Source organism: Winogradskyella sp. (assembly GCF_025210595.1).
In the GTDB taxonomy this organism is placed as follows: Bacteria; Bacteroidota; Bacteroidia; order Flavobacteriales; family Flavobacteriaceae; genus Winogradskyella.
The window spans coordinates 1-21097 of sequence record NZ_JAOARH010000083.1 but is presented as its reverse complement, the minus strand read 5'-3'; the positions used below and the strand labels follow the sequence as shown (position 1 = coordinate 21097).

Annotated in this window: 18 protein-coding genes, 1 other RNA gene and 1 pseudogene; 15 read left to right on the top strand and 5 right to left on the bottom strand. The window is 31.6% G+C overall.

The genetic code is table 11. From position 1 onward, the window contains the following. A partial coding sequence (locus N4A42_RS08950; RefSeq protein ID WP_294073017.1) for an Ig-like domain-containing protein occupies window positions 1-3671 on the bottom strand: 3671 nt, incomplete at its 3' end. Window positions 3672-4000: 329 nt separating this feature from the next. On the opposite strand from N4A42_RS08950, the gene N4A42_RS08945 reads away from it, so the two are divergent. From N4A42_RS08945 to N4A42_RS08930, 4 genes are all read left to right on the top strand, one after another. Beyond that, entirely contained in the window at window positions 4001-4489 is a 489-nt protein-coding gene (locus tag N4A42_RS08945) for a histidine phosphatase family protein (RefSeq protein ID WP_294073014.1), read from the top strand. Continuing rightward, a complete protein-coding gene (gene ppk1, locus N4A42_RS08940) occupies window positions 4486-6540 on the top strand; it encodes a polyphosphate kinase 1 (RefSeq protein WP_294073011.1) in 2055 nt (684 codons plus the stop codon). Before N4A42_RS08945 ends, ppk1 begins: the two co-directional genes overlap by 4 nt. A 2-nt stretch (window positions 6541-6542) precedes the next feature. Then, the gene (locus N4A42_RS08935; RefSeq protein WP_294073008.1) at window positions 6543-7448 is read left to right on the top strand and encodes a Ppx/GppA phosphatase family protein; all 906 of its coding nucleotides are present in this window, start codon (window positions 6543-6545) and stop codon (window positions 7446-7448) included. Between the two features lie 107 nt (window positions 7449-7555). Continuing rightward, entirely contained in the window at window positions 7556-8086 is a 531-nt protein-coding gene (locus N4A42_RS08930; RefSeq protein WP_294073005.1) for a porin family protein, read from the top strand. Window positions 8087-8138: 52 nt separating this feature from the next. Here N4A42_RS08930 and N4A42_RS08925 read toward each other — a convergent pair whose 3' ends face one another. From N4A42_RS08925 to dnaX, 4 genes are read right to left on the bottom strand one after another with little or no spacing between them, the layout of a single operon-like run. Continuing rightward, window positions 8139-9260, bottom strand: coding sequence for a T9SS type A sorting domain-containing protein (locus tag N4A42_RS08925; RefSeq protein WP_294073003.1), 1122 nt, complete (start codon window positions 9258-9260; stop codon window positions 8139-8141). A gap of 39 nt (window positions 9261-9299) precedes the next feature. Continuing rightward, on the bottom strand, window positions 9300-9881 hold the full coding sequence (locus N4A42_RS08920) for a tRNA-(ms[2]io[6]A)-hydroxylase (RefSeq protein WP_294073000.1): 582 nt from the start codon (window positions 9879-9881) through the stop codon (window positions 9300-9302). Beyond that, window positions 9881-10462: a hypothetical protein gene (locus N4A42_RS08915; RefSeq protein ID WP_294072997.1), complete on the bottom strand. Its 582-nt coding sequence runs from the start codon at window positions 10460-10462 to the stop codon at window positions 9881-9883. Before N4A42_RS08915 ends, N4A42_RS08920 begins: the two co-directional genes overlap by 1 nt. A 5-nt stretch (window positions 10463-10467) precedes the next feature. Next, entirely contained in the window at window positions 10468-12180 is a 1713-nt protein-coding gene (dnaX, locus tag N4A42_RS08910) for a DNA polymerase III subunit gamma/tau (RefSeq protein ID WP_294072994.1), read from the bottom strand. Window positions 12181-12383: 203 nt separating this feature from the next. On the opposite strand from dnaX, the gene rnpB reads away from it, so the two are divergent. The 11 genes and pseudogenes from rnpB to N4A42_RS08855 all read left to right on the top strand — a co-directional run. Beyond that, window positions 12384-12699, top strand: an RNA gene (rnpB, locus tag N4A42_RS08905) — RNase P RNA component class A. 270 nt (window positions 12700-12969) lie between these two features. Continuing rightward, entirely contained in the window at window positions 12970-13770 is an 801-nt protein-coding gene (locus tag N4A42_RS08900) for a sulfite exporter TauE/SafE family protein (RefSeq protein WP_294072992.1), read from the top strand. Window positions 13771-13843: 73 nt separating this feature from the next. Continuing rightward, window positions 13844-15259 (top strand): MBL fold metallo-hydrolase, encoded by a 1416-nt coding sequence (locus tag N4A42_RS08895; RefSeq protein WP_294072989.1) that lies wholly within the window; start codon window positions 13844-13846, stop codon window positions 15257-15259. A 131-nt stretch (window positions 15260-15390) separates the two neighbouring features. Beyond that, window positions 15391-15732 (top strand): rhodanese-like domain-containing protein, encoded by a 342-nt coding sequence (locus N4A42_RS08890; RefSeq protein ID WP_294072987.1) that lies wholly within the window; start codon window positions 15391-15393, stop codon window positions 15730-15732. A gap of 6 nt (window positions 15733-15738) precedes the next feature. Then, window positions 15739-16752 carry a DUF3365 domain-containing protein gene (locus N4A42_RS08885; protein WP_294072985.1) on the top strand — a complete coding sequence of 338 codons (1014 nt, stop codon included), beginning with the start codon at window positions 15739-15741 and terminating at the stop codon, window positions 16750-16752. 11 nt (window positions 16753-16763) lie between these two features. Next, window positions 16764-17060, top strand: coding sequence for a thioredoxin (gene trxA / locus N4A42_RS08880; protein WP_294072983.1), 297 nt, complete (start codon window positions 16764-16766; stop codon window positions 17058-17060). An 89-nt stretch (window positions 17061-17149) separates the two neighbouring features. Further along, window positions 17150-17296, top strand: a complete 147-nt coding sequence (locus N4A42_RS08875) for a hypothetical protein (protein WP_294072980.1) — start codon at window positions 17150-17152, stop codon at window positions 17294-17296. 534 nt (window positions 17297-17830) lie between these two features. Next, window positions 17831-18298 (top strand): cytochrome c, encoded by a 468-nt coding sequence (locus N4A42_RS08870; protein ID WP_294072977.1) that lies wholly within the window; start codon window positions 17831-17833, stop codon window positions 18296-18298. 2 nt (window positions 18299-18300) lie between these two features. Continuing rightward, a complete protein-coding gene (locus N4A42_RS08865; protein ID WP_294072975.1) occupies window positions 18301-19635 on the top strand; it encodes a cbb3-type cytochrome c oxidase subunit I in 1335 nt (444 codons plus the stop codon). Between the two features lie 89 nt (window positions 19636-19724). Next, complete coding sequence (locus N4A42_RS08860) at window positions 19725-20504, top strand: CbbQ/NirQ/NorQ/GpvN family protein (RefSeq protein ID WP_294072973.1); 780 nt, start codon at window positions 19725-19727, stop codon at window positions 20502-20504. Between the two features lie 12 nt (window positions 20505-20516). Further along, window positions 20517-21097 (top strand): annotated as a pseudogene (locus N4A42_RS08855) (NorD protein); the annotation flags it as partial.

Below are 21097 nucleotides of genomic sequence, written 5' to 3'. Positions count from 1 at the left end.
GTTTCTACGTCAGATTCGGTAATAGTAACATTACCACAAGTATCAGCACCCGTAGCGACACCAGTATTAGCAGATGATGCATCATCAGTACATTCAATGGTGATATCCGCAGGAGCTGTTATCGTAGGAGGTGTTGTATCTTGAACCGTAATGGTTTGATCGGCAGAGACTGAATTACCACAAGCATCCGTAGCGGTCCATGTTCTCGTAATTATTTTTGTGTTGCCACAGTTGTCTACTTCAACATCAGAGAACGTGACATTAGGAGTAGCACAATCATCCGTAGCAGTAGCCGTACCAGTAGCTGAAGTATCCGTACTTTCGGTACATTCTACGGTAACATCCGCAGGAATGGTTAATACAGGATCAACCGTATCAATAATAGAATAAGTAGCTGTCGTATTAGACGCATTGCCACATTCGTCCGTAGCAGTAAAGGTTACTGTAATAGCACCATTAGCACAATCTACGTTAGTGTTAGCACCAAAGTCATTAGACCAAGTTATGTTACCACAAGTATCAGAAGCAGTTGCGCCAGCATTGTTAGCAATCCAGGCTTCAAGTGTACCATCAGGAGTAACACCACATTGGATTACAATATTATCGGTATTTGTATTATCAATAGTTGGTGGAGTAGTATCTTGAACAGTGATCGTTTGATCGGCAGACACGCTATTACCACATTCGTCCGTTACTGTCCAAGTTCTAGTAATTATTTTCGTGTTGCCACAGTTAGCAACTTCAGAATCAGATCCAGATATAGTTACAGCACCACATGTATCTGCGCCAGTGGCAGCTTCAAATTGAGGAGCAACTTTGTTAAATGTAATTGTATGGATAAGATAGTCATGACCAGAATCACCAATACTGTAAGGGGCAGAAAATTCTACTCGATCAAACATTTCTCCGTTGTCTGCTGTAAACAATATATCAGATTCTATACCATCATTTCCACCATAGTGTCTTTTTGTTGTACCGACTTGTTGGTTATTTAAATAGAATGTTAATAGGGCATCTTCAGATGGGTTTTTCCATCCAAATGCAACTTTAATAAATAATTGAGGGTTGCTAAAGTCTACTCTAATTATTTCAGTGCCAGTAGAGTTAGCGCCTAATTCTCCTGAAGCACCAGAAACATTACCATTAACACCAAACCCAAGATTATTTGGTACAGCAAAATTTCTTGAAATATAATTACTTCCGTTTGAAGGTCTGAACCAAGCTGATACTGAATATTCGTTATTTGTGTCAGAATAATTACTACTATTAATGAAACTTTCACTTTGAATAATATCAACAATTGGTGGTATTTCTTGACCGCACTCGATTGTAATATCTGCAGGTGCTGAAATTGTTGGTGCAGTCGTGTCAACTACAGTAATCGTTTGGTTTGTAGTTGCAGAATTTCCACAAGTATCAGTAATAGTAAAAGTTCTTAAAACTGTAATTGAACAACTATTTGTTGAAGTTACAACATCGTTGTACGTTATGCTATGAATAATAGAATCATCAGATGCATTATAATTAACATTAGAATTAAATATCGATTTTATATCATTAGAGCCAAAATTATTAAAATCAAAAACAGCGTTTGAGCTTGTAATATCTGATGTAGAGCATCCTTCGAGATTGATAATTCCAGGAACAGATATTTGTGGATTCTCATTATCATTGACAGCTATTGTAGCAATTACGTTAGTAGTACAACCGTTATTGTCTGTAATTAATACCGTATAAGAACCGCTTGTTAAATTTTCAAACAATCCGGTTGATTGATTTGTTGTTCCACTGTCTATAGAATATTGATATGGAGCTATACCTCCAGAAGCACTTACAGTTATGCTTCCGTTAGAATTAGCAGAGCAATCAATATTTGTAGTACTATCTAAAGTAGCAGTTAGTAAAGATCCTGATTGGCTAATTATAGCTTGATTAGTTGTAGTACAACCATTGGTATCAGTAATAGTTACCGTATAGGTATCTGCATTAAGTCCTGAAATATCTTGAGTAGTTTCTCCAGTACTCCATAAATAAGTATAAGGTGATGTACCACCTGAAACATCGATATCAATAGAACCATTATTATCTCCAAAACATAAAACATCTGTTGTAGATATAATAGTAGAGGTTAACTCTTCTGTAGGTTGATTAATGGTAAAATCATTAGAGATATTACATCCATTAGCATCAGTAACCGTTAAAGTATAAGTTCCTGCGGTAACGTTAGATAAATCTTCTGAAGTTGCAGAATTACTCCAAGCATAAGCATAAGGAGGTTCGCCTCCTGATACAGTAACATCAATAACGCCAGTGGCATTAGGTTTACATAGTATATCGGTAACCGTACCTTTTATTTTTAAATCTTCAATAATAACAGGGTTATTATTGAAAGAGGTTGTACATCCAATGAATTTATTTCTAACTATTATGGTGTATGAACCTTCACTAATACCAGAAAACATATTAGAATCTTGAAAGTTAGTACCATCAAGAGAATACTCAAATTCTATACCAGTTGGGCTTTCTACCGTAAGAACAAAATCATTTGTTCCGTTACAACTAATTTCATAGGTTGGGTTGGGTGGTAAATCTATATAAGTTAATGTAACTTTGCCTGTATCACATACAGAGGTATTTGGTGCTGGTAAGCAAACTTCATAATCGAATGTTACGTCACCTATATATCCAGAAGTTGGAATATAAGTATATGTTCCATCAGAGTTTAAATTAAAATATTGACCAGCTGGTGTAGGTCCAGAAACCAAGGTATATGTTGAGCCTGATGGAACATTATTTAAAATATTTAAATCACCACTTTTGCTAGAATCAATACAGTTAGTTTCTGATTGGTCTACAGCATATTTCTGTAAAATAAAAAATTTACCGTCACCATGATCTCTTGTGGCTGCGATAAATTCAATTTTAGTGATGTTAGAACCTGAGGGTGCAATATCGTCTAAATAGAAAAGCCCGATACCAATGGTTTGCCCATTTTCGTTACATCGTCCTGACTGCCAATAGTCAGATCCAGATATAGGAGGCGCAAAGGTGCAGTTTCTATAATTACCAGAGTTACGTACAAATGTTTCACCTAGTTTTTGTTCGGGTCCTCCACCAGTAGGTGTTCCCCAAACTTCAATGTAAAAACAATTATTACCGCCTCGTTCTGTTACTGCAATAACGGCGCCTTCATTAGAAGGAATTGCAGGACTATAAAAAATAGTTTGTTTTTGAGCATCGGTTGTTGCTGCAGCATTAAAATTTGTGCAAATATTTCTACCGTTAGGATTAGCGTTAAAATAATGATTTAAATTTTTATCCTGGAAAGCAGCAGTTGCATTTGCCACCCAATTAGCTTGACTACTATTGCCGCCAACATAACTACCATTTTGTCTAATTCTATTCGGACTATGACCATCTGGACCTAATTGAGTCATCTCATAACTCGTAGGTACAACAAAGGTGTTATAGATTGTTCCATCTATTGTTATTGATTGAATAGTAGCTGGGTTACTATTATTTGACTGCGTATCTGCCCATTGAAATGTTACACCAGATTGAATAGAAGGTGATTGTTGAGCAAATGATACATTAGGAAGTATTACTAATAAAGCTATTAAAATAGTCTTAGTTATACTTAAATCTAAAATACAATTGTACTTGTTTCTCATATTATACATAATAACTTATAATGTCTATGATGTACTAAATTTAGAATGAAGCCATACTTTTATGGCAAAGTAAGCCTAGTCATTCAAAATTTGAGTAACAATTTTTGTTTCGTTAATTGCAAAATAAATAGAGGGAGTTCTTATTAATGTAAATAACATATCGTATGGATTAATATATTTTTGATTTGGGGTCATTTACATTAATTTTACTCTACAAATGAACTTATAACCAAAGTTTTTTAAAAACATTAGAGTTAAAGCGGCAAATTAATTTATAAAACGGAATTTTGCAACATTTTATCGAAATAATTTGCATTTAATCGGATATTATGAAATCAATTATACTAGTAAGACACGGAAAATCATCATGGAAACATAACGTTTCAGATTCGGAAAGGCCTCTAAAACAGAGGGGTAAGGATGATGCAGTATTAATAGCTAACCACTTTATTAAGTATAAAGTATTACCCGACAAAATTATTTCAAGCCCTGCAAATCGTGCGCTTTCTACCTGCAAAATATTTTTAAAAGTTTTTAATTTGTCAGAAAATTCAGTTTCAGTAGAAAGAGATTTATACGATTTTGGAGGTGAAAGTGTTATTAATTTCATTAAAATGCTATCAAATCAGCATAATTGTGTGATGTTATTTGGCCACAATCATGCATTTACCTCCATAGCTAATATTTTTGGTGATAAATTAATTGATAATCTACCAACCAGTGGATTAATTAAACTTAATTTTAACATCGATAATTGGAAAGATTTAAAGCAAGGTACAACAGATTATATTTTTATTCCTAAGGAATTAAGAGCATGACAAAAGACAAGAATATATACATAAACAGAGAATTAAGTTGGTTACAATTTAATGCTAGAGTATTACAAGAAGCAGCAGATAAAAAAGTTCCTCTAATTGAACGTTTACGGTTTTTAGGTATTTTTTCTAATAATTTAGATGAGTTTTTTAAAGTACGTTATGCTACTGTTAAACGAATATTTGATGCAGGTAAAGGTGGTAAAAGTGAGCTGGGTGGTATTAAAGCTGGTGAATTGTTAGAAGAAATTACTAAAGTAGTAATAGAGCAGCAAAAGGAAAGTTTAGAAATATTACATCATATTGAAGAAGAGCTCGAGAAAGAAAATATTTTTATAATCAATGAATCTGAAATAAATTTTAGTCAAAAAGATTTTATAAAGAATTACTTTTATCAAGAAATTAGCCCAGCTCTTGTCGTTATTGTTTTAAACGAAGCTGTTGATTTACCCGAATTAAAGGATAGTGCAGGATATTTAACTGTAAAGATGTCTAATTCAGATGGTAAATATCAGTATGCTTTAATAGAAATTCCTAAGAATATGGAACGCTTTATCGTTCTACCAAAAGAGGGTGACGCTAATTACATCATTATGGTAGATGATGTAATTCGCCATTGTTTAGATGAGATATTTAATATTTTCGATTATGAGACCATTTCTGCTCATATGATTAAAATAACACGAGATGGTGAGTTAGATTTTGATAGTGATTTAAGTAAGAGTTTTATAGATAAATTATCTCGTAGTGTTAAAGAAAGAAAAAGTGGAGATCCTGTTAGGTTTGTTCATGATAAAAATATAGATAGCGATACGCTAAACTTTTTATTAGAGCGCATGTCTATAGATTCAAGAGATAGTATTATTCCTGGTGGACGTTATCATAATAGAAGAGATTACATGGGTTTTCCTAGCTTAGGAAGGAAAGATCTGTTATATGATAGAATACAGCCATTGCCTGTTAAAGGCTTAAGTTTACAAGAAAGTATTTTTACTACCATTGCTAAGAAAGATTATTTGGTATATACACCTTATCATACTTTTTCTTACGTTGTTAAATTTCTTAGAGAAGCAGCATTAGATCCTAAGGTGAAAACTATAAAAATTACTATTTATAGATTGGCACAAATTTCTCATGTTGCAAGTTCTCTAATTAATGCTGCAAAAAACGGAAAGAAAGTTACTGTATCTATTGAGCTTAGAGCTCGTTTTGATGAGGAGGCAAATATAAATTATGCTGAGCAAATGCAAGATTCTGGTGTAATTATGCTTTTTGGTGTCCCTGGTTTAAAAGTGCATAGTAAAATGTGTGTTATTGAACGCGAAGAAGATAATAAGCTCAAACGTTATGGTTTTGTAAGTACAGGTAATTTTAACGAATCTACTGCAAAATTCTATACAGATTTCACACTATTAACAGCTAATGCTAAGATACTTAAAGATATAAATAAGGTTTTTAATTTTCTAGAAGTTAATTATGTAGTTAACAGGTATAAACATATCATAACATCGCCTCATTACTCTAGAACTAGATTTTTTGCTTTAATAGATAATGAAATAGAAAATGCTAAAAATGGAAAAGAAGCTTTTATCAAACTAAAAATGAATAGCATTAGTAGCTATAAAATGATTGATAAGTTGTATGAAGCAAGTAGAGCAGGAGTTAAAATACAAATGATTATTAGAGGTTTATGTTGCTTAGTGCCAGGTGTTAAAGGCATGAGCGAAAATATTGAAGTTATTAGTATTGTAGATAAATTTTTAGAACACACACGTTTGTATATATTTTCTAATGATAATAATCCTTTAACATATATATCTTCGGCAGATTGGATGACCAGAAACATTGAGCATCGCGTGGAAGTAAGTTGTCCTATTTATGATGAAGATATTAAACAAGAATTACAAGATTTATTTAATATTTGTTGGAATGATAATGTAAAAGCTCGTGTTATTAATGAAATGCAAGACAATACGTATCTTACAAACAATAAACCAAAAGTGAGAGCTCAATTCGATACCTATAAATATTATATAAATAAGTTAGAAGGATAATAATGCTTAAGATACAAAAATACGCAGCAATAGATATAGGTTCAAATGCCGTAAGATTGCTTATATCAAATATTATAGAGCAAGAAGGAAAACCAGTTGTTTTTAAGAAGAATTCTTTAGTTCGTGTACCAATTAGATTGGGTGCAGATGTTTTTGTTAAAGGCGAAATATCGGAATACAATCAAGAACGAATGATAGATACCATGAAGGCTTTTAGTCTACTAATAAAGTCTCACGGAGTAGCTCGTTATAAGGCTTGTGCCACTTCTGCTATGAGAGAAGCCAATAATAGTGTTGCTTTAGCAAAAAAAATACATGATGTTAGTGGTATTAATATAGATATTATAGATGGTGAAGAAGAAGCTGCAATTATTGCCGAAACAGATCTGCATACATTTATAGATCCTAATAAAACGTATTTATATGTTGATGTTGGAGGAGGTAGCACGGAATTTTCCATTATTCATAATGGCAAAAAAATAAAGTCTAGATCGTTTAAAATCGGTACAGTAAGATTATTAAATGACATGGTAGAAAAAGCTACTTGGAAGGAACTCGAAAAATGGATAAAAGAAAATACTGAGCAATATTATAAAATAGAGCTCATTGGCTCTGGAGGAAATATTAATAAAATATTTAAAATATCAGGTAAAAATATTGGTAAACCATTAACCTATTTTTATTTAACGAGTTATTATAAAATGCTACAAAGTTACTCTTACGAAGAACGTATTGCAGAGTTAAACCTTAATCAAGATAGAGCAGATGTTATTATTCCTGCAACACGTATATATTTGTCTGCTATGAAATGGAGTGGAGCTAAACATATATTTGTACCTAAAATTGGATTGTCTGATGGTATAATTAAAAGTATTTACCATAAAACTGTTTCTAGCGTAACAGTATGATATCTAATAATGAATATTACCATTTAACTACTTTTTTATTGCAAAAATCTATACATTTACCCAAAATTTAGAATTTAATTTATATTCGCTGTCTCAAATTGATTATTATGAAAAAAATTTTACTAGCCTCAGTATTAGTATGCTTTACAACAATATGTATGTCTCAAGAAATAAGATATGGTGTAAGAGGAGCACTTAATATTTCTAATCTAGATTTTGATCCAGATGCTACTATAGAAAACAAACATCGTAATGGTTTTGCTTTTGCAGGTTTTGCGGAATTCGGGTTTACTGAAGATTTATCATTGCATACAGAATTGCAATGGTCTGCTGAAGGTGGAAAGCATGAAGACCTAAGAGCAGATTACATACAAATGCCAATTTTGCTAAAATTATCTACTTCAGATAGATTATCTTTTGCAGCAGGTCCACAAGTTGCATTAAAGACTTGGGAGGACAAAGATGGATTTTCAACATTTGCATTTTCTGGTGTTGTTGGCGCAGAATATATGATTACCGATGAGTTATTTTTAGATGCCAGATATTCGTATGGTTTATCTAATATATTAGATGATGATTTAACAGATGCTGAAGCCAAAAACCATGTGATTCAATTTGGTTTTGGTATTAAGATTTAATGATTGATTTCTTTTTAAGAAAACTAAAAGGCTTTAACTACGGTTAAGGCCTTTATTTTTTTATAAACTTAAGGTTAGCAATTATAGTATTATTATCTGTAAAACTAATATAGTAAATACCAGACTGCATTTGGCTAACATTTATAGCATCTGTATTAAAATCTGAAGTTTTTATAAGCTTACCATCAATTGCGTATATGCGATATTCTAAGTTATTGTTTAGTAGTTTATTGTTTATATTTAATTTAAGGTAATCCTTTACAGGATTTTGTAATATAGATACGGTTACAGTTTCTTTGGTTTGCTCTTCTAAAGATAGACTAGTGTCACCATAAATTAGTTTAGCACCTAATAAATAGGTTAAAATTAAAGTAGAACCATCTTCTGTAATTTCAAACTCAAAAAAGTTTGAAGTTTCATCACTAAGTATATTAAAGTATATGCCTTCGTAAGCTTGTGTGGCACACGCAGATAATGTTGCAACAAATTCAGAAACACTGAGATTGTTTGCTCCGTTGAATGATACACTATACTTCGCGTTAAATACTTCACATTCACCAATGCCATCTAGTTCAGGTAAAAGTGGTAATGGTACAAAAATTTCATTAGTGAAATTTATAAGTGGAGAGTCGCCTTCAGGAATATCAATTATTGGGTTTCCAGGAATATCAATATGATGCAACCACCAAGTAGATATTAACAAAGTTGTAGGTTGCTGCTTTTTATAAATTATGGTGTTTGAGTTGTTTGGATTGGTTAGAGTTAATACTTGTTCATTACCAGTTCCAGTTATTGCATAAGAAAAAGCAGTGTCACCATTAAGTTGGTTAAATTCAACATAATAAAGTGATTCGTATATGGCAAAAGGTTTAGTTACACAATCAGCAAGTGTGGTACCAGCAATATCTATTATTATTTCATTAGAATTAAAGCTGTAAACACCTGTTGAAGAATTACAACCATGACCTGATGTAAATTCATAATTACCTGTTGGTCCATAAGGGTTATCTGTTAATTCTAAATCGAAAACAGTATTGTCGTTAAAATAATTTGGGTACGTAACATCGTCTTTAACAATGTGGTCTAGATACCAAGTGCCAATTAAATCAGATTGACTATACGTATTAAAACTAACTAGTGTAAAGACACAGAATAACGTGTAAAAATGTTTCATGATAAATTAGAGCAAATTATTGTTCTAATTTAATCAAATTTAGCCATGTACAGTTTCTTTTTTGCCTAAATCTTTCATTATTTCAGCTTCATAATCAAGGAGTTGTTGCCATTTTTCATCAACTTCTTTTCTTTCGCCATATTGCCTTGCAAAGCTTAAAAACATAGTATAATGGTTAGCTTCGCTAATCATTAATTTTTTATAGAATTTGGCAAGTTTCTTATCTTCTAATTCTTCAGATAGTAATCTAAATCGTTCACAGCTACGAGCTTCAATTAAGGCTGCATATAATAGCCTGTGTACTAATTGTGTTGTTCTGCTACCTCCTTTTGGAAAGAATTTTAATAGAGCAATAACATAGTCGTCTTTTCGGTCTCTACCTAATGTCCAACCGCGTTCTAAAATAAGATCGTGTACCATTTTAAAATGACTCATTTCTTCTTCTACCAAATCAATCATTTCTTGTACTAACTCAGTGTATTCTGGGAAACTTACAATTAAAGAAATTGCAGTGCTGGCAGCCTTTTGCTCACAGTATGCATGGTCTGTTAATATTTCTTCAATATTCTTTTCTACTATGTTTACCCATCTTGGGTCTGTTGGTAATTTTAGTCCTAACATTATTTATTTTCTTCTTTGCGTTCTATTTTCATTTGCCCCTTATCATCAATAGATAATACATGTAAAGATTGCTTATTCGTTTCGGGAATAGCATACATTATTTCTATTTTAATTGATTCGGAATATGGAAAGTCATCATTTAATTCAACTGATTTTAAGATGGCTAATTCGTCAAAATCTTTCATTTTAATATCTGAAGATGGATCGTATTTGAGAATCGTTTTCATCTTATCCTTATTAAAATTCTTGTTAAAAATGGTTTTGCCATCTTTTTCAACCAAAATATCGAACTTAAAATTTCTATAGTAGGTCTGATAGTTTATTGTATCCTTAATCTTTGTGAATAGAATACTATTTTCCATATCAGTATAAGTTTTTATTTTAACTCTGTAACCATTGTTTAAGAGTGAATCTACTTCGCGTTCTATATAAGATTCGGGTTTGTAAACATCAATTTCTACAGATACATTTTTTTTAAACTCTTCAATATCTTCTGCTAAAGCCTGACTTTGGGTTTTACGACCTTCGCAGCTTGTAAACCCAAGTATTACTACAATTAGTAAGCCTAATAATGTTCTCATAATCGTTATATATCTAAACCAAATGCTTTTTTTAATAATTCTATGTTTGGATTTTTCTCTTTTAGTTTTTCGTATTTTTCTTGAGGTGTAAAAGCGTATTTTTTTGCTATTTCTTCATTAACCGTAATGTCTAAATGTAGATCGTAATTTTTTAAGGTCTTTTTTAAATGAACCATTAGAGGGTATTGTGCACGCTCTAGCTCTATTTTGTTGGTATTGTTAGAATAGGTTAAATGTATAGTTGTCCCTTCTAATTTTGGCTCTGCCATTTGCAGAATAGAGGCTAATATCTTTTCACCTTTTTTAGATATTGAGGTAGCGTAAGCGTTCCAAGCTTTGGTTAAATCTTCTTGCTCAACGTGCTCTTTTGGTAAATCTTCCTCATCTACAACAACATCTAATTGTCTTATTTGGTGTTCTTTCTTTTTTCTAATGCTTTTTAGAGATAATCCTGAAGTAGATTTTTTAGCATTATCAATAGAAATTTTTGGAACCACAGCAGGTTCAGCACCTGAAGCAATAATTGTTTTACCTGTATTGCTTATTGATTTCTCAGTAGAATCATTTTTATTCTCAGTCTTTTTAACAGCAATAGGTGTTATTCCTTTAGCTTTAAAATAAGAGGGCGGAATTATGAAATGCCTAGAGTTTTTTTTTTCTCCATCAAAAGTGATAGAGGCTAATTGCATTAGTGTTAACTCAACAAGTAAACGTTGATTCTTGCTGGTTTTGTACTTTAAGTCGCAATCATTTGCTAGTTGAATGCCTTTCATTAAAAAAGCATTAGTAGTCTTTAAGCACTGCGATACATATTTTTGTTTAGTTTCCTCACCAACTTCCAACAATTCTATTGTGGCTTGATTTTTACATACCATTAAATCTCTAAAATGCGATGCTAAACCAGCAATGTAATGATGGCCATCAAAGCCTTTAGCTAAAATAGTGTTGAACTGAACCAGTAAATCTGGAATCTTATTTTCGAGGATTAAATCTGTACTTTCAAAATAAGTTTCATAATCGAGGACGTTAAGATTTTCAGTAACAGCTTGTCTCGTTAAATTTTTACCAGAAAAACTTACCACACGATCAAAGATAGATAAGGCGTCTCGCATGGCACCATCTGCTTTTTGAGCAATAATGTGTAGGGCATCATCTTCGGCATTAATATCTTGTTCTTGTGCAATGTATTTAAGATATTCTTTAGCGTCTCTAACTGTAATTCTTTTAAAATCAAAAATTTGACAACGCGATAAAATTGTCGGTATAATTTTATGCTTTTCTGTTGTTGCTAAAATAAAAATACAGTGTTTAGGTGGCTCTTCTAAAGTTTTTAAAAATGCATTAAAAGCAGCTTGAGAGAGCATGTGTACCTCATCAATAATATACACTTTGTATTTACCAACCTGTGGCGGAATCCTAACCTGATCGGTTAAGTTTCTAATATCATCTACAGAATTATTAGAGGCAGCATCTAACTCAAAAATATTAAAAGCAAAGTCTTCATCTTCGTTTGTATTGCCATCACTATTTATCATTTTGGCAAGGATACGAGCACAAGTAGTTTTACCAACTCCACGAGGTCCAGTAAATAATAAGGCTTGTGCCAAATGATTATTTTCTATGGCATTAAGTAGCGTATTGGTAATAGCTTGCTGACCCACAACATCCTTAAAGGTTTGCGGTCTGTATTTACGAGCTGATACTACAAAGTGTTCCAAATTGTGCTGAATTTATTTCAGCATCTTATGATGCTTTACTTATAACACAAATTTAGTAATAACCTTTAAATAGCCATTTCTGAGGATTAAAATTTAATAGGAGTTATTAACATTTTTTTGAAGATGAAAGAGAAATTAAATTGAAAAATGAGATATGTCTTTGAGATTTAGAATTTGGAATTTCTTTGTTGTAGCTTTGCAAGCAAGTAGATTGCCTTATCGCACCAATATTTATTGTTGGTGAGGAAAGTCCGGACACCATAGTGCAAACATAGTGGCTAACAGCCACCAGTTGCAAGGCTAGGAAAAGTGCAACAGAAAGTATGTACAGGTAATGCTGTAGTGAAATCGGGTAAACTCTATGTGGTGCAATGTCATGTATACCAACGTTTGAGAGCTGCACGTTCGATGTTGGAGGGTAGACAGCTAAAGTTTGCTGGTAACAGTAAGCTCAGATAAATGATAAGGATCGAGACAATTGTTTCGATACAGAATCCGGCTTATAGATTTACTTAGGTATAAAAAACCCTTTACAATTTTATGTAAAGGGTTTTGTTTTGTGTTTTATTCTTTCTTAGGGTAATATAATTTATCTAACTTTTACTAAAAATTTGCAGTAAGAATTACATTGAGCAATAACAGAAAAGAAAGCTTATTTTTGTGGCGATATTATATTTGAGAGGTATCATTAAGTAAGTTTTTTTAATAGATATAATGTAAACTGTAACACATGTTACGAATAAAAGTTAAACTGTCTATTAGATTTGAAAACTAACGAATCAATATTACATGGATTTAAATCAGATATTGGGCTACATAGGAGCTCTATTTATTGGTGTAGTACTTGGCCTAATAGGAGGGGGAGGTTCAATATTAACGGTTCCTATATTGGTATATTTATTATCTGTTAATCCAGTTACTGCTACAGCGTATTCTTTGTTTGTTGTAGGTGTTTCTTCTCTAGTGGGTGCCATTAGAAATATACAAAAAGGATTGGTAGATTTTAAAACGGCTATAGTATTTGCTATTCCTGCTTTTATCGCTGTTTATGTTACTAGAAAATACCTAGTGCCAGCAATACCAAATCGTGTTTTTTCTATTGATGATTTTGTAGTAACTAAAAGTATAGCTATAATGCTATTTTTTGCTATTATAATGCTAGTGGCTTCATTATCAATGATTAAAAATAAGCGCGATGATTTAGCATATGCTCCAAAAACTGCAAATAACTATCCGTTAATTTTAATAGAAGGTGTATTGGTTGGTATTGTAACAGGTATTGTTGGAGCAGGAGGAGGATTTTTAATTATTCCAGCGCTTGTTTTGTTAGCAAAACTACCAATGAAAAATGCAGTAGCTACGTCATTACTTATTATTTCTATTAAATCTTTGATTGGTTTTATAGGAGATGTAGAAAATTTAGAGATCAATTGGCCGTTCTTATTAGTTTTTACCTCAATATCTGTAATAGGTATATTTCTAGGAATTTATATGTCTAATTTTATAAAAGGTAAAAAACTAAAAAAAGGTTTTGGTTGGTTTGTACTTTTAATGGGTATATACATTATTTATAAAGAGTTAACTATGTAACTTTTGTTACTATAATGTTTAAAAAAATTTAATACTATATACACAATATAATCTTATCATTAACAAATATATTATGAAGATAGAGCAGATTTATACAGGCTGTTTAGCACATGCAGCTTATTACATTGAAAACAAGGGAGAAGCAGCTATAATAGATCCTTTGCGAGAGGTTCAACCTTATATAGATAGAGCAAAATTAGATAATGCTAAGATCAAATATATATTTGAAACGCATTTTCATGCAGATTTTGTTTCTGGCCATTTAGATTTAATGAAGAAAACTGGGGCAAAAATTGTTTTTGGTCCTACAGCAAAGCCAGATTATGAAGCTATTGTAGCTAAAGATGGACAAATATTTGAAATCGGTGATTATAAGATTAAAGCTATCCATACTCCTGGTCATACAATGGAAAGTACAACCTACTTACTTATAGATGAGCATGGAAATGAGCACGGAATTGCAACTGGTGACACCTTGTTTATAGGAGATGTAGGTAGACCAGATTTGGCACAAAAAGTAGTAGCAGAACTCACTCAAGATTTATTAGCCTCTCATTTATACGATTCTTTACGTAACAAAATAATGCCATTAAGTGATGATTTAATTGTATATCCAAATCATGGTGCAGGATCTGCTTGTGGTAAAAACATGAGTAAAGAAACAACAGATACCCTTGGTAACCAGAAAAAAACAAATTATGCCTTACGGGCAAATATGACCAAAGAAGAGTTTATTAAAGAGCTTTTAGATGGTTTAACAGAACCACCAGGTTATTTTCCGCAAAATGTAATGATGAACATAAAAGGCTATGAGAGTTTTGATAATGTTATGGTTAATGCCAACAAACCATTATCACCAAAAGCTTTTGATATAGCAGCTAATGAAACAGAAGCTGTAATTTTAGATGTGCGTCATCAATCTGATTTTATAAAGGGACATATTCCTCGTTCAATATTTATTGGACTTGGAGGTAATTTTGCACCTTGGGTTGGTGCTTTAATTGTTGATGTAAAGCAGCCCATTTTATTAGTGACTCCAGAGGGTAAAGAAGAGGAAGTCGTTACAAGATTATCTAGAGTAGGTTTTGATAATGTTATAGGTTATTTAGAAGGTGGTTTTGAAGCATGGACAAATGATAATATGGAAATTGATACCATAACTTCAATATCAGCGCAAGAATTGGCTAAGGATTTTGAAACTAAAAAAGATGTAATTTTTGATGTAAGAAAAGAAGGAGAATTTGTAGCAGAGCATATAGAAGGAGCAAAAAACACTCAGTTAAATTATCTTAATAATTACCTCAGCGAGTTTCCAGAAGACAAAACATTTTATATACATTGTGCTGGTGGTTATCGCTCTGTAATAGCAGTTTCAATATTAAAAAGTAGAGGTATTCATAATTTAGTAGATGTAGCAGGAGGCTATGCAGATATTAAAAAAACAGATATACCTAGAACAAACTATGTTTGCCCTGCAACTTTAAAATAATAAATTCATTTTTAACTTAATAAGCATGTGTTATTAACAATATAACATATGCTTTTTTGTGTAACATAGGTTACGAATTACAGTATAAAAATCCTGTAATTTTATCTTATAAATTAAATTCAATATATATTATGTCATTTTTTAGTTCATTATTTGGCTCTAGTACCTCTAAGAGCGATGTTATAAAACTGCTAAGTTCAGAGGAATTTAAAACACAAGTTGAAAATAAAAAGGTTCAATTAGTAGATGTAAGAACATATAAAGAGTTTAATGGAGGCCATATTAAAGGCGCAAAAAATATCGACTTTTTTTCTGGCAAGTTTAAAGCTGAATTTGATAAATTAAATAAAGACAAAGCATTATATATATACTGTCGTAGTGGTGGTCGTAGTAGACAAGCTTCAAAAAAATTAGAAGCTATAGGATTTACAGAGATATATGATTTAAAAGGCGGAATATTAAAATATAAATAAGTTAATATGAAGCGTTCTTTTATTATTATAATATTATCCGTTTTTATTTTTAGTTGCAACGATTCAAAAGATAAAAATATATCCTCATTTGATAAACAGTTAGAAGCAAATAATCATCCTGGGAAAAAGTTGATGGAAACTAATTGTTATGTATGTCATAGCCCTACAGCAAGCCATGATGATAGAATTGGACCACCTATGATTGCTATAAAAAAACATTACATTGATGAAAAAACAACTAAAAAAGAGTTTATAGTCTCAATGCAATCATGGATAAAAAATCCTAATGAGGCAGATGCAAAAATGCGTGGTGCAGTTAAACGTTTTGGTGTTATGCCTAAACAAGGCTATCCAGAAGAAACTATTGCAAAAATAGCAGATTATATGTTTGATTTTGATATTGATAAGCCAGAGTGGTTTGATGAGCATTTTAATGAAGAGCATGGTAAAAATCATGGAAAAGGAATGAGACATGGAAAGGGTAAAGGAAAAAGGAAACATAAAGAACAAGCAAATACTAATCTTGAAGATTTACCTTATGGTGAGCGTGGCTTAAAATATGCATTATCAACAAAAGCAGTTTTAGGTAAAAATCTAATGGGAACCATTCAAAAAGAAGGTACACTAGCTGCATTAAACTTTTGTAATGAACGTGCTTATCCACTAACAGATAGTATGGCAGTAGTTCTTAATGCGTCCATTAAACGCGTTAGTGACAAACCTAGAAATCAAAAAAACAAGGCTAATACTTCAGAATTAAAGCATATTGAAACATTTAAAACTCAATTAGCAAACAAACAAGAAATGCATCCTATAGTTAATGAAACTAATGATGAAGTAACGGTATATTATCCTATAACGACTAATAGTATGTGTTTACAATGCCATGGTAAGCCAGAAGCTAATATAAAGCCAGAAGTATTAAAAACACTAACTTTATTATATCCAGAAGATAAAGCAAAAGGTTATACTGAAAACCAAGTGAGAGGTATTTGGAATGTTTCTTTTAAAAAAGATTAAGATAATTTAAGATGAGTAAATTTTCTGAAATAATTAATGGTGATAAACCTGTTTTAGTAGATTTTTTTGCAGAATGGTGTGGTCCATGTAAAATGATGGCACCGATTTTAAAAGAGGTGAAAGATCATTTAAAAGATAGAGCGACTATTATTAAAATTGATGTCGATAAAAATCAAAACTTAGCTACTAAATATCAGGTGAGAGGAGTACCAACATTAATTTTATATAAGAATGGTCATCAAATATGGAGACAATCTGGTGTTGTTCAAAAAGATGATTTAATTAATGTTGTTTTAAATAATCTCTAATAATAAAGATGTTATTAGCTGACAAATGTCATCTTTATTATTAATCTTACTTGTTAATTTAGCCTCAGTAAACCAAAATATAGAAACCAATGATCAATAAATTACTAATATACGATCACAATAACGGAGTCATAATGATTGCTGTATTTGCATTAGTCTGTGTTATTTTAGCAGGTGTGCTTATTAGTTTTATGTCTAGTGGAAAAAAGAAAGAAGACAATAACGAAACTAACTAAAGTTAATTTAATCTTTTGTAGTTCTGCTGCAAATTTGCTGTATTGTATTTAAAGAATTCTTCTTGAATTTAAGTAAAAATGATAGAGGCTAAATATTTTTTGTAATATTTAGCCTCTATCGGTTTTTATGTGTTAAGTTAATCCATTTTCCTTTTGTATCTACTGTAATGGTACTATCATTTCACAATCTATTTCATTAATAATATTTTTAGGATTATTACTTTCTCTTTGTTATTCACACACTTTATGTTCTAATATTCCTACCATATTTATATTAACTCATTTATGGAGTTGCTAATTTATAATTAATGTAAATAATGTCAATTATTTTGTTAAAGCATTCGATTGTCAGTGACTAAGTGCTTATTTCGGTTATTTAATTTATGTTTTACAATTAATAGTTTCAACTCAAAAACACATATTTAAGACATAATTGTCTTTTATGATTTTTGTCATGTTTTTAGCTTAATTCTTGGTCTATATTTGAAAAAAAAGACAAAAATATCTTTTTTAAACTAACTTAATACAATTAAAATGTTATCAAAGAAACAAGCTAGAAACTTTTTTATTGGCGGCACCTTTGTAACGTTTTTGGTTTTTATTGGCTTGACCGTTTATTCATTGTCAAAACCTCAGGATCAGGCAAATAGCGAAAACATTACAGAAGCTGTTGTAAGAGGAAAAGTTATTTGGGAAGAAAACAATTGTATGGGATGCCATACAATTTTGGGTGAAGGTGCTTATTATGCACCAGAGCTTACAAAAGTTATTGACCGATTAAACATTAAGTACGACGGTCAAGGAGAGGAAGTAATTAAAGGAATCTTAATGTCTGAAGTGCCATGGCAACCCAATGGTAGAAAAATGGTTGCTTATGGATTTACAGAGCAAGAAGCAGAAGACATGATAGAGTTTCTGAAATGGATTGGTGAAATTGATTTAAATGGTTTTGATAGAGTAGTATCACCATTAGCAAAAGATAAAATGACTAAACTTAAGTAATTATGAAATATAAATCACAAAAAGTAGCGTATTGGTTTTTTGCATTGTCAATGTTGTTACTTGTGCTTCAACTTGTTTATGGTTTCATAATGGGTTTTGCACGAATCGGACTAGATAATTTCCACGATTTTATCCCTTTTAATACTGCACGTGCAGTACATACAAATTTATTAGTGGTATGGTTACTCTCAGGTTTTATGGGAGCAGCTTATTATATTATACCAGAAGAAGCACAACGAGAATTAGTTAGTGTTAAATTAGCTTATGTACAGCTGATTAGTTTAGCAGTAGTTGGCGTTATTGCCATAGTCGGTTATCACTTTAACTATTGGGAAGGAAGAAAGTTTTTAGAAATTCCAAGACCATTAGATTATTTAGTAGTTGTTAATGTATTATTATTCTTAGGATTAATATTAGTAACACTATTTAAAGGAAAACGAAAAACAACCACAGCAATGGTGCTGTCTATGGGATTATTGTTTGCAGCATTACTATACTTGCCAGGAATGTTACCGTTTGATAGCCAGGTGACAGACTCATTTTTTAGATGGTGGGTTGTACACTTATGGGTTGAAGGTGTTTGGGAACTTATAATGGGAGGTATTCTTTCATTCTTATTAATAAAATTAACTGGAGTTGATAGAGAAGTTATTGAAAAGTGGCTGTATGTAATCGTTGGTATTACATTCTTATCTGGAGTTTTAGGGACAGGACATCACTACTATTACATTGGTGTAAATAAAATTTGGTTAATCGTTGGTGGAATATTCTCAGCATTAGAGCCTTTAGCATTCTTAGGTATGGCATTATTTGCTGTTAATATGTACAGAAAAGGTGAGAAAAAGCATCCTAATAAACTCGCTTTATATTGGACTATTGGTGCAGCCATAGTCTCATTTGTTGGAGCAGGATTATTAGGTTTTGCGCACACATTACCACAAACCAACATTTACACACACGGAACGCTTGTTACAGCAATGCATGGTCACTTAGCATTTTGGGGAGCTTATGGTATGATTGTATTAGCAATTATTAGTTATGCATTACCAAATTTAACAGGAAGAAAACTTTACCAAAGTGCGCGAGGAAGAGCTGCATATTGGTTGTCTAATATTGGTATGATAGGTATGACAGTTGCTTTTGGTGTTGCTGGTGTAGCCCAAGTATATTTAGAAAGAAAATTCAAAATGGACTTTATGGAAGTTCAAACAGAAATAAGTATTCATTTTGTGGTGTTAATCCTTTGCGCAGTAATGTTTGCTACAGGTATAGTACTTTATATTGTAGATTTTTATAAACATGGAAAGCCTACAGATGAAGCATTAGTAGTAACTTAATTTTTAAATCCCCTTTTTTAAAATTCAGAGTGTAATTGTGATTAATAGCGTAGATTATGCTCTGGATTTTTACTTTATAAAAAAGTTGTATGGAAAATAAACAACCTTATTACCTTCAAATAGGAAAAGAAGTAGAAGTCTTCAATAAAGCATATAGCAACAAATTGCCTTTTTTATTAAAAGGACCAACAGGAACAGGAAAATCTCGTTTTGTTGAGTTTATGGCTCATGAGTTAGATAGAAGATTAATAACAGTTTCTTGTAATGAAGAAACTTCATCTACCGATTTAATTGGTCGTTATTTAATTAAAGGTGCTGAAACCGTTTGGATTGATGGACCATTAACTATTGCAGTAAAAGAAGGTGCTATTCTTTATCTAGATGAAATTGCAGAAGCAAGACCTGATGTTATTGTAGCAATACATTCGCTAACAGATCATAGACGAGAGTTATTTATAGACAAATTAGGTGAAACCATAACTGCTCATGAAAATTTTTGTTTAGTAGCTTCCTTTAATCCAGGTTATCAAAGAGGATTTAAAGAATTAAAACCTTCCACAAGACAACGTTTTGTAGCTATGTCTTTTAGTTATCCTGAACCAAAAATTGAAACTGAAATTATTTCAGCAGAAACAGGATTAGAAGCATCAATTTCTACAAAGCTAGTTAACATAGCTAATAAAATTAGAAATCTAACCGAATTAGGTTTAACAGAAACTGTTTCAACACGATTATTAGTTGATGCAGGAAAGCTTATAAAAAGCGGATTACCAAAGCGTTTGTCTGTTCATGTTGCTGTTATTGAACCTCTTTCAGATGATTTAGAAATAATAAATGCTCTTAAAGATTTAAGTGATTTAATGATATAAACTTCTCTGTTTATGTTTGAGCCTGATGAATATATATTTACTAAGCTAGCTTACTACTTTAAAAGAAAGAAAAAGCAAAAACAAAAACGCTTAGAGCATATCGTTTATCTTAATGAATTAAAACCAAGATTAACTATCATTGCTAGAGCGTTAACAGGCAATGCTATTGATATTTATGAAGCTGAAAAGGAAGGTGGTTATAAGAATAATAACTTCTTTTTACCTTCTCAGGTGTCGCTTTTTAATGAAGCTGAATTAAACGTGTCTTTTTATCTGTTTAGAGTCTTATATTTATCTGTTCAGAAGGATTTAGGTTTTAATTGGAATGACAACAAAGAGCATGATGTAACAACTTCAAGAGAGCAAGCATTTAATGTTTCAAAAGATATATTAGAAGTATTATTTAAAGAATATCCTGCTGCTCAAAAAGTATATGACAAGCTTATAGCTTTACAAGAAACTTCTGCTAATAAAGAAGAAATTCAGCATTATATCCATGGAAAATGGATGGTTAATTCTTTAGATGATGAAAAGGAAGCATTGCAAAACTTTTCAGATAAAGTAAAGTCTAAAGATGAAGATATTACCACAAC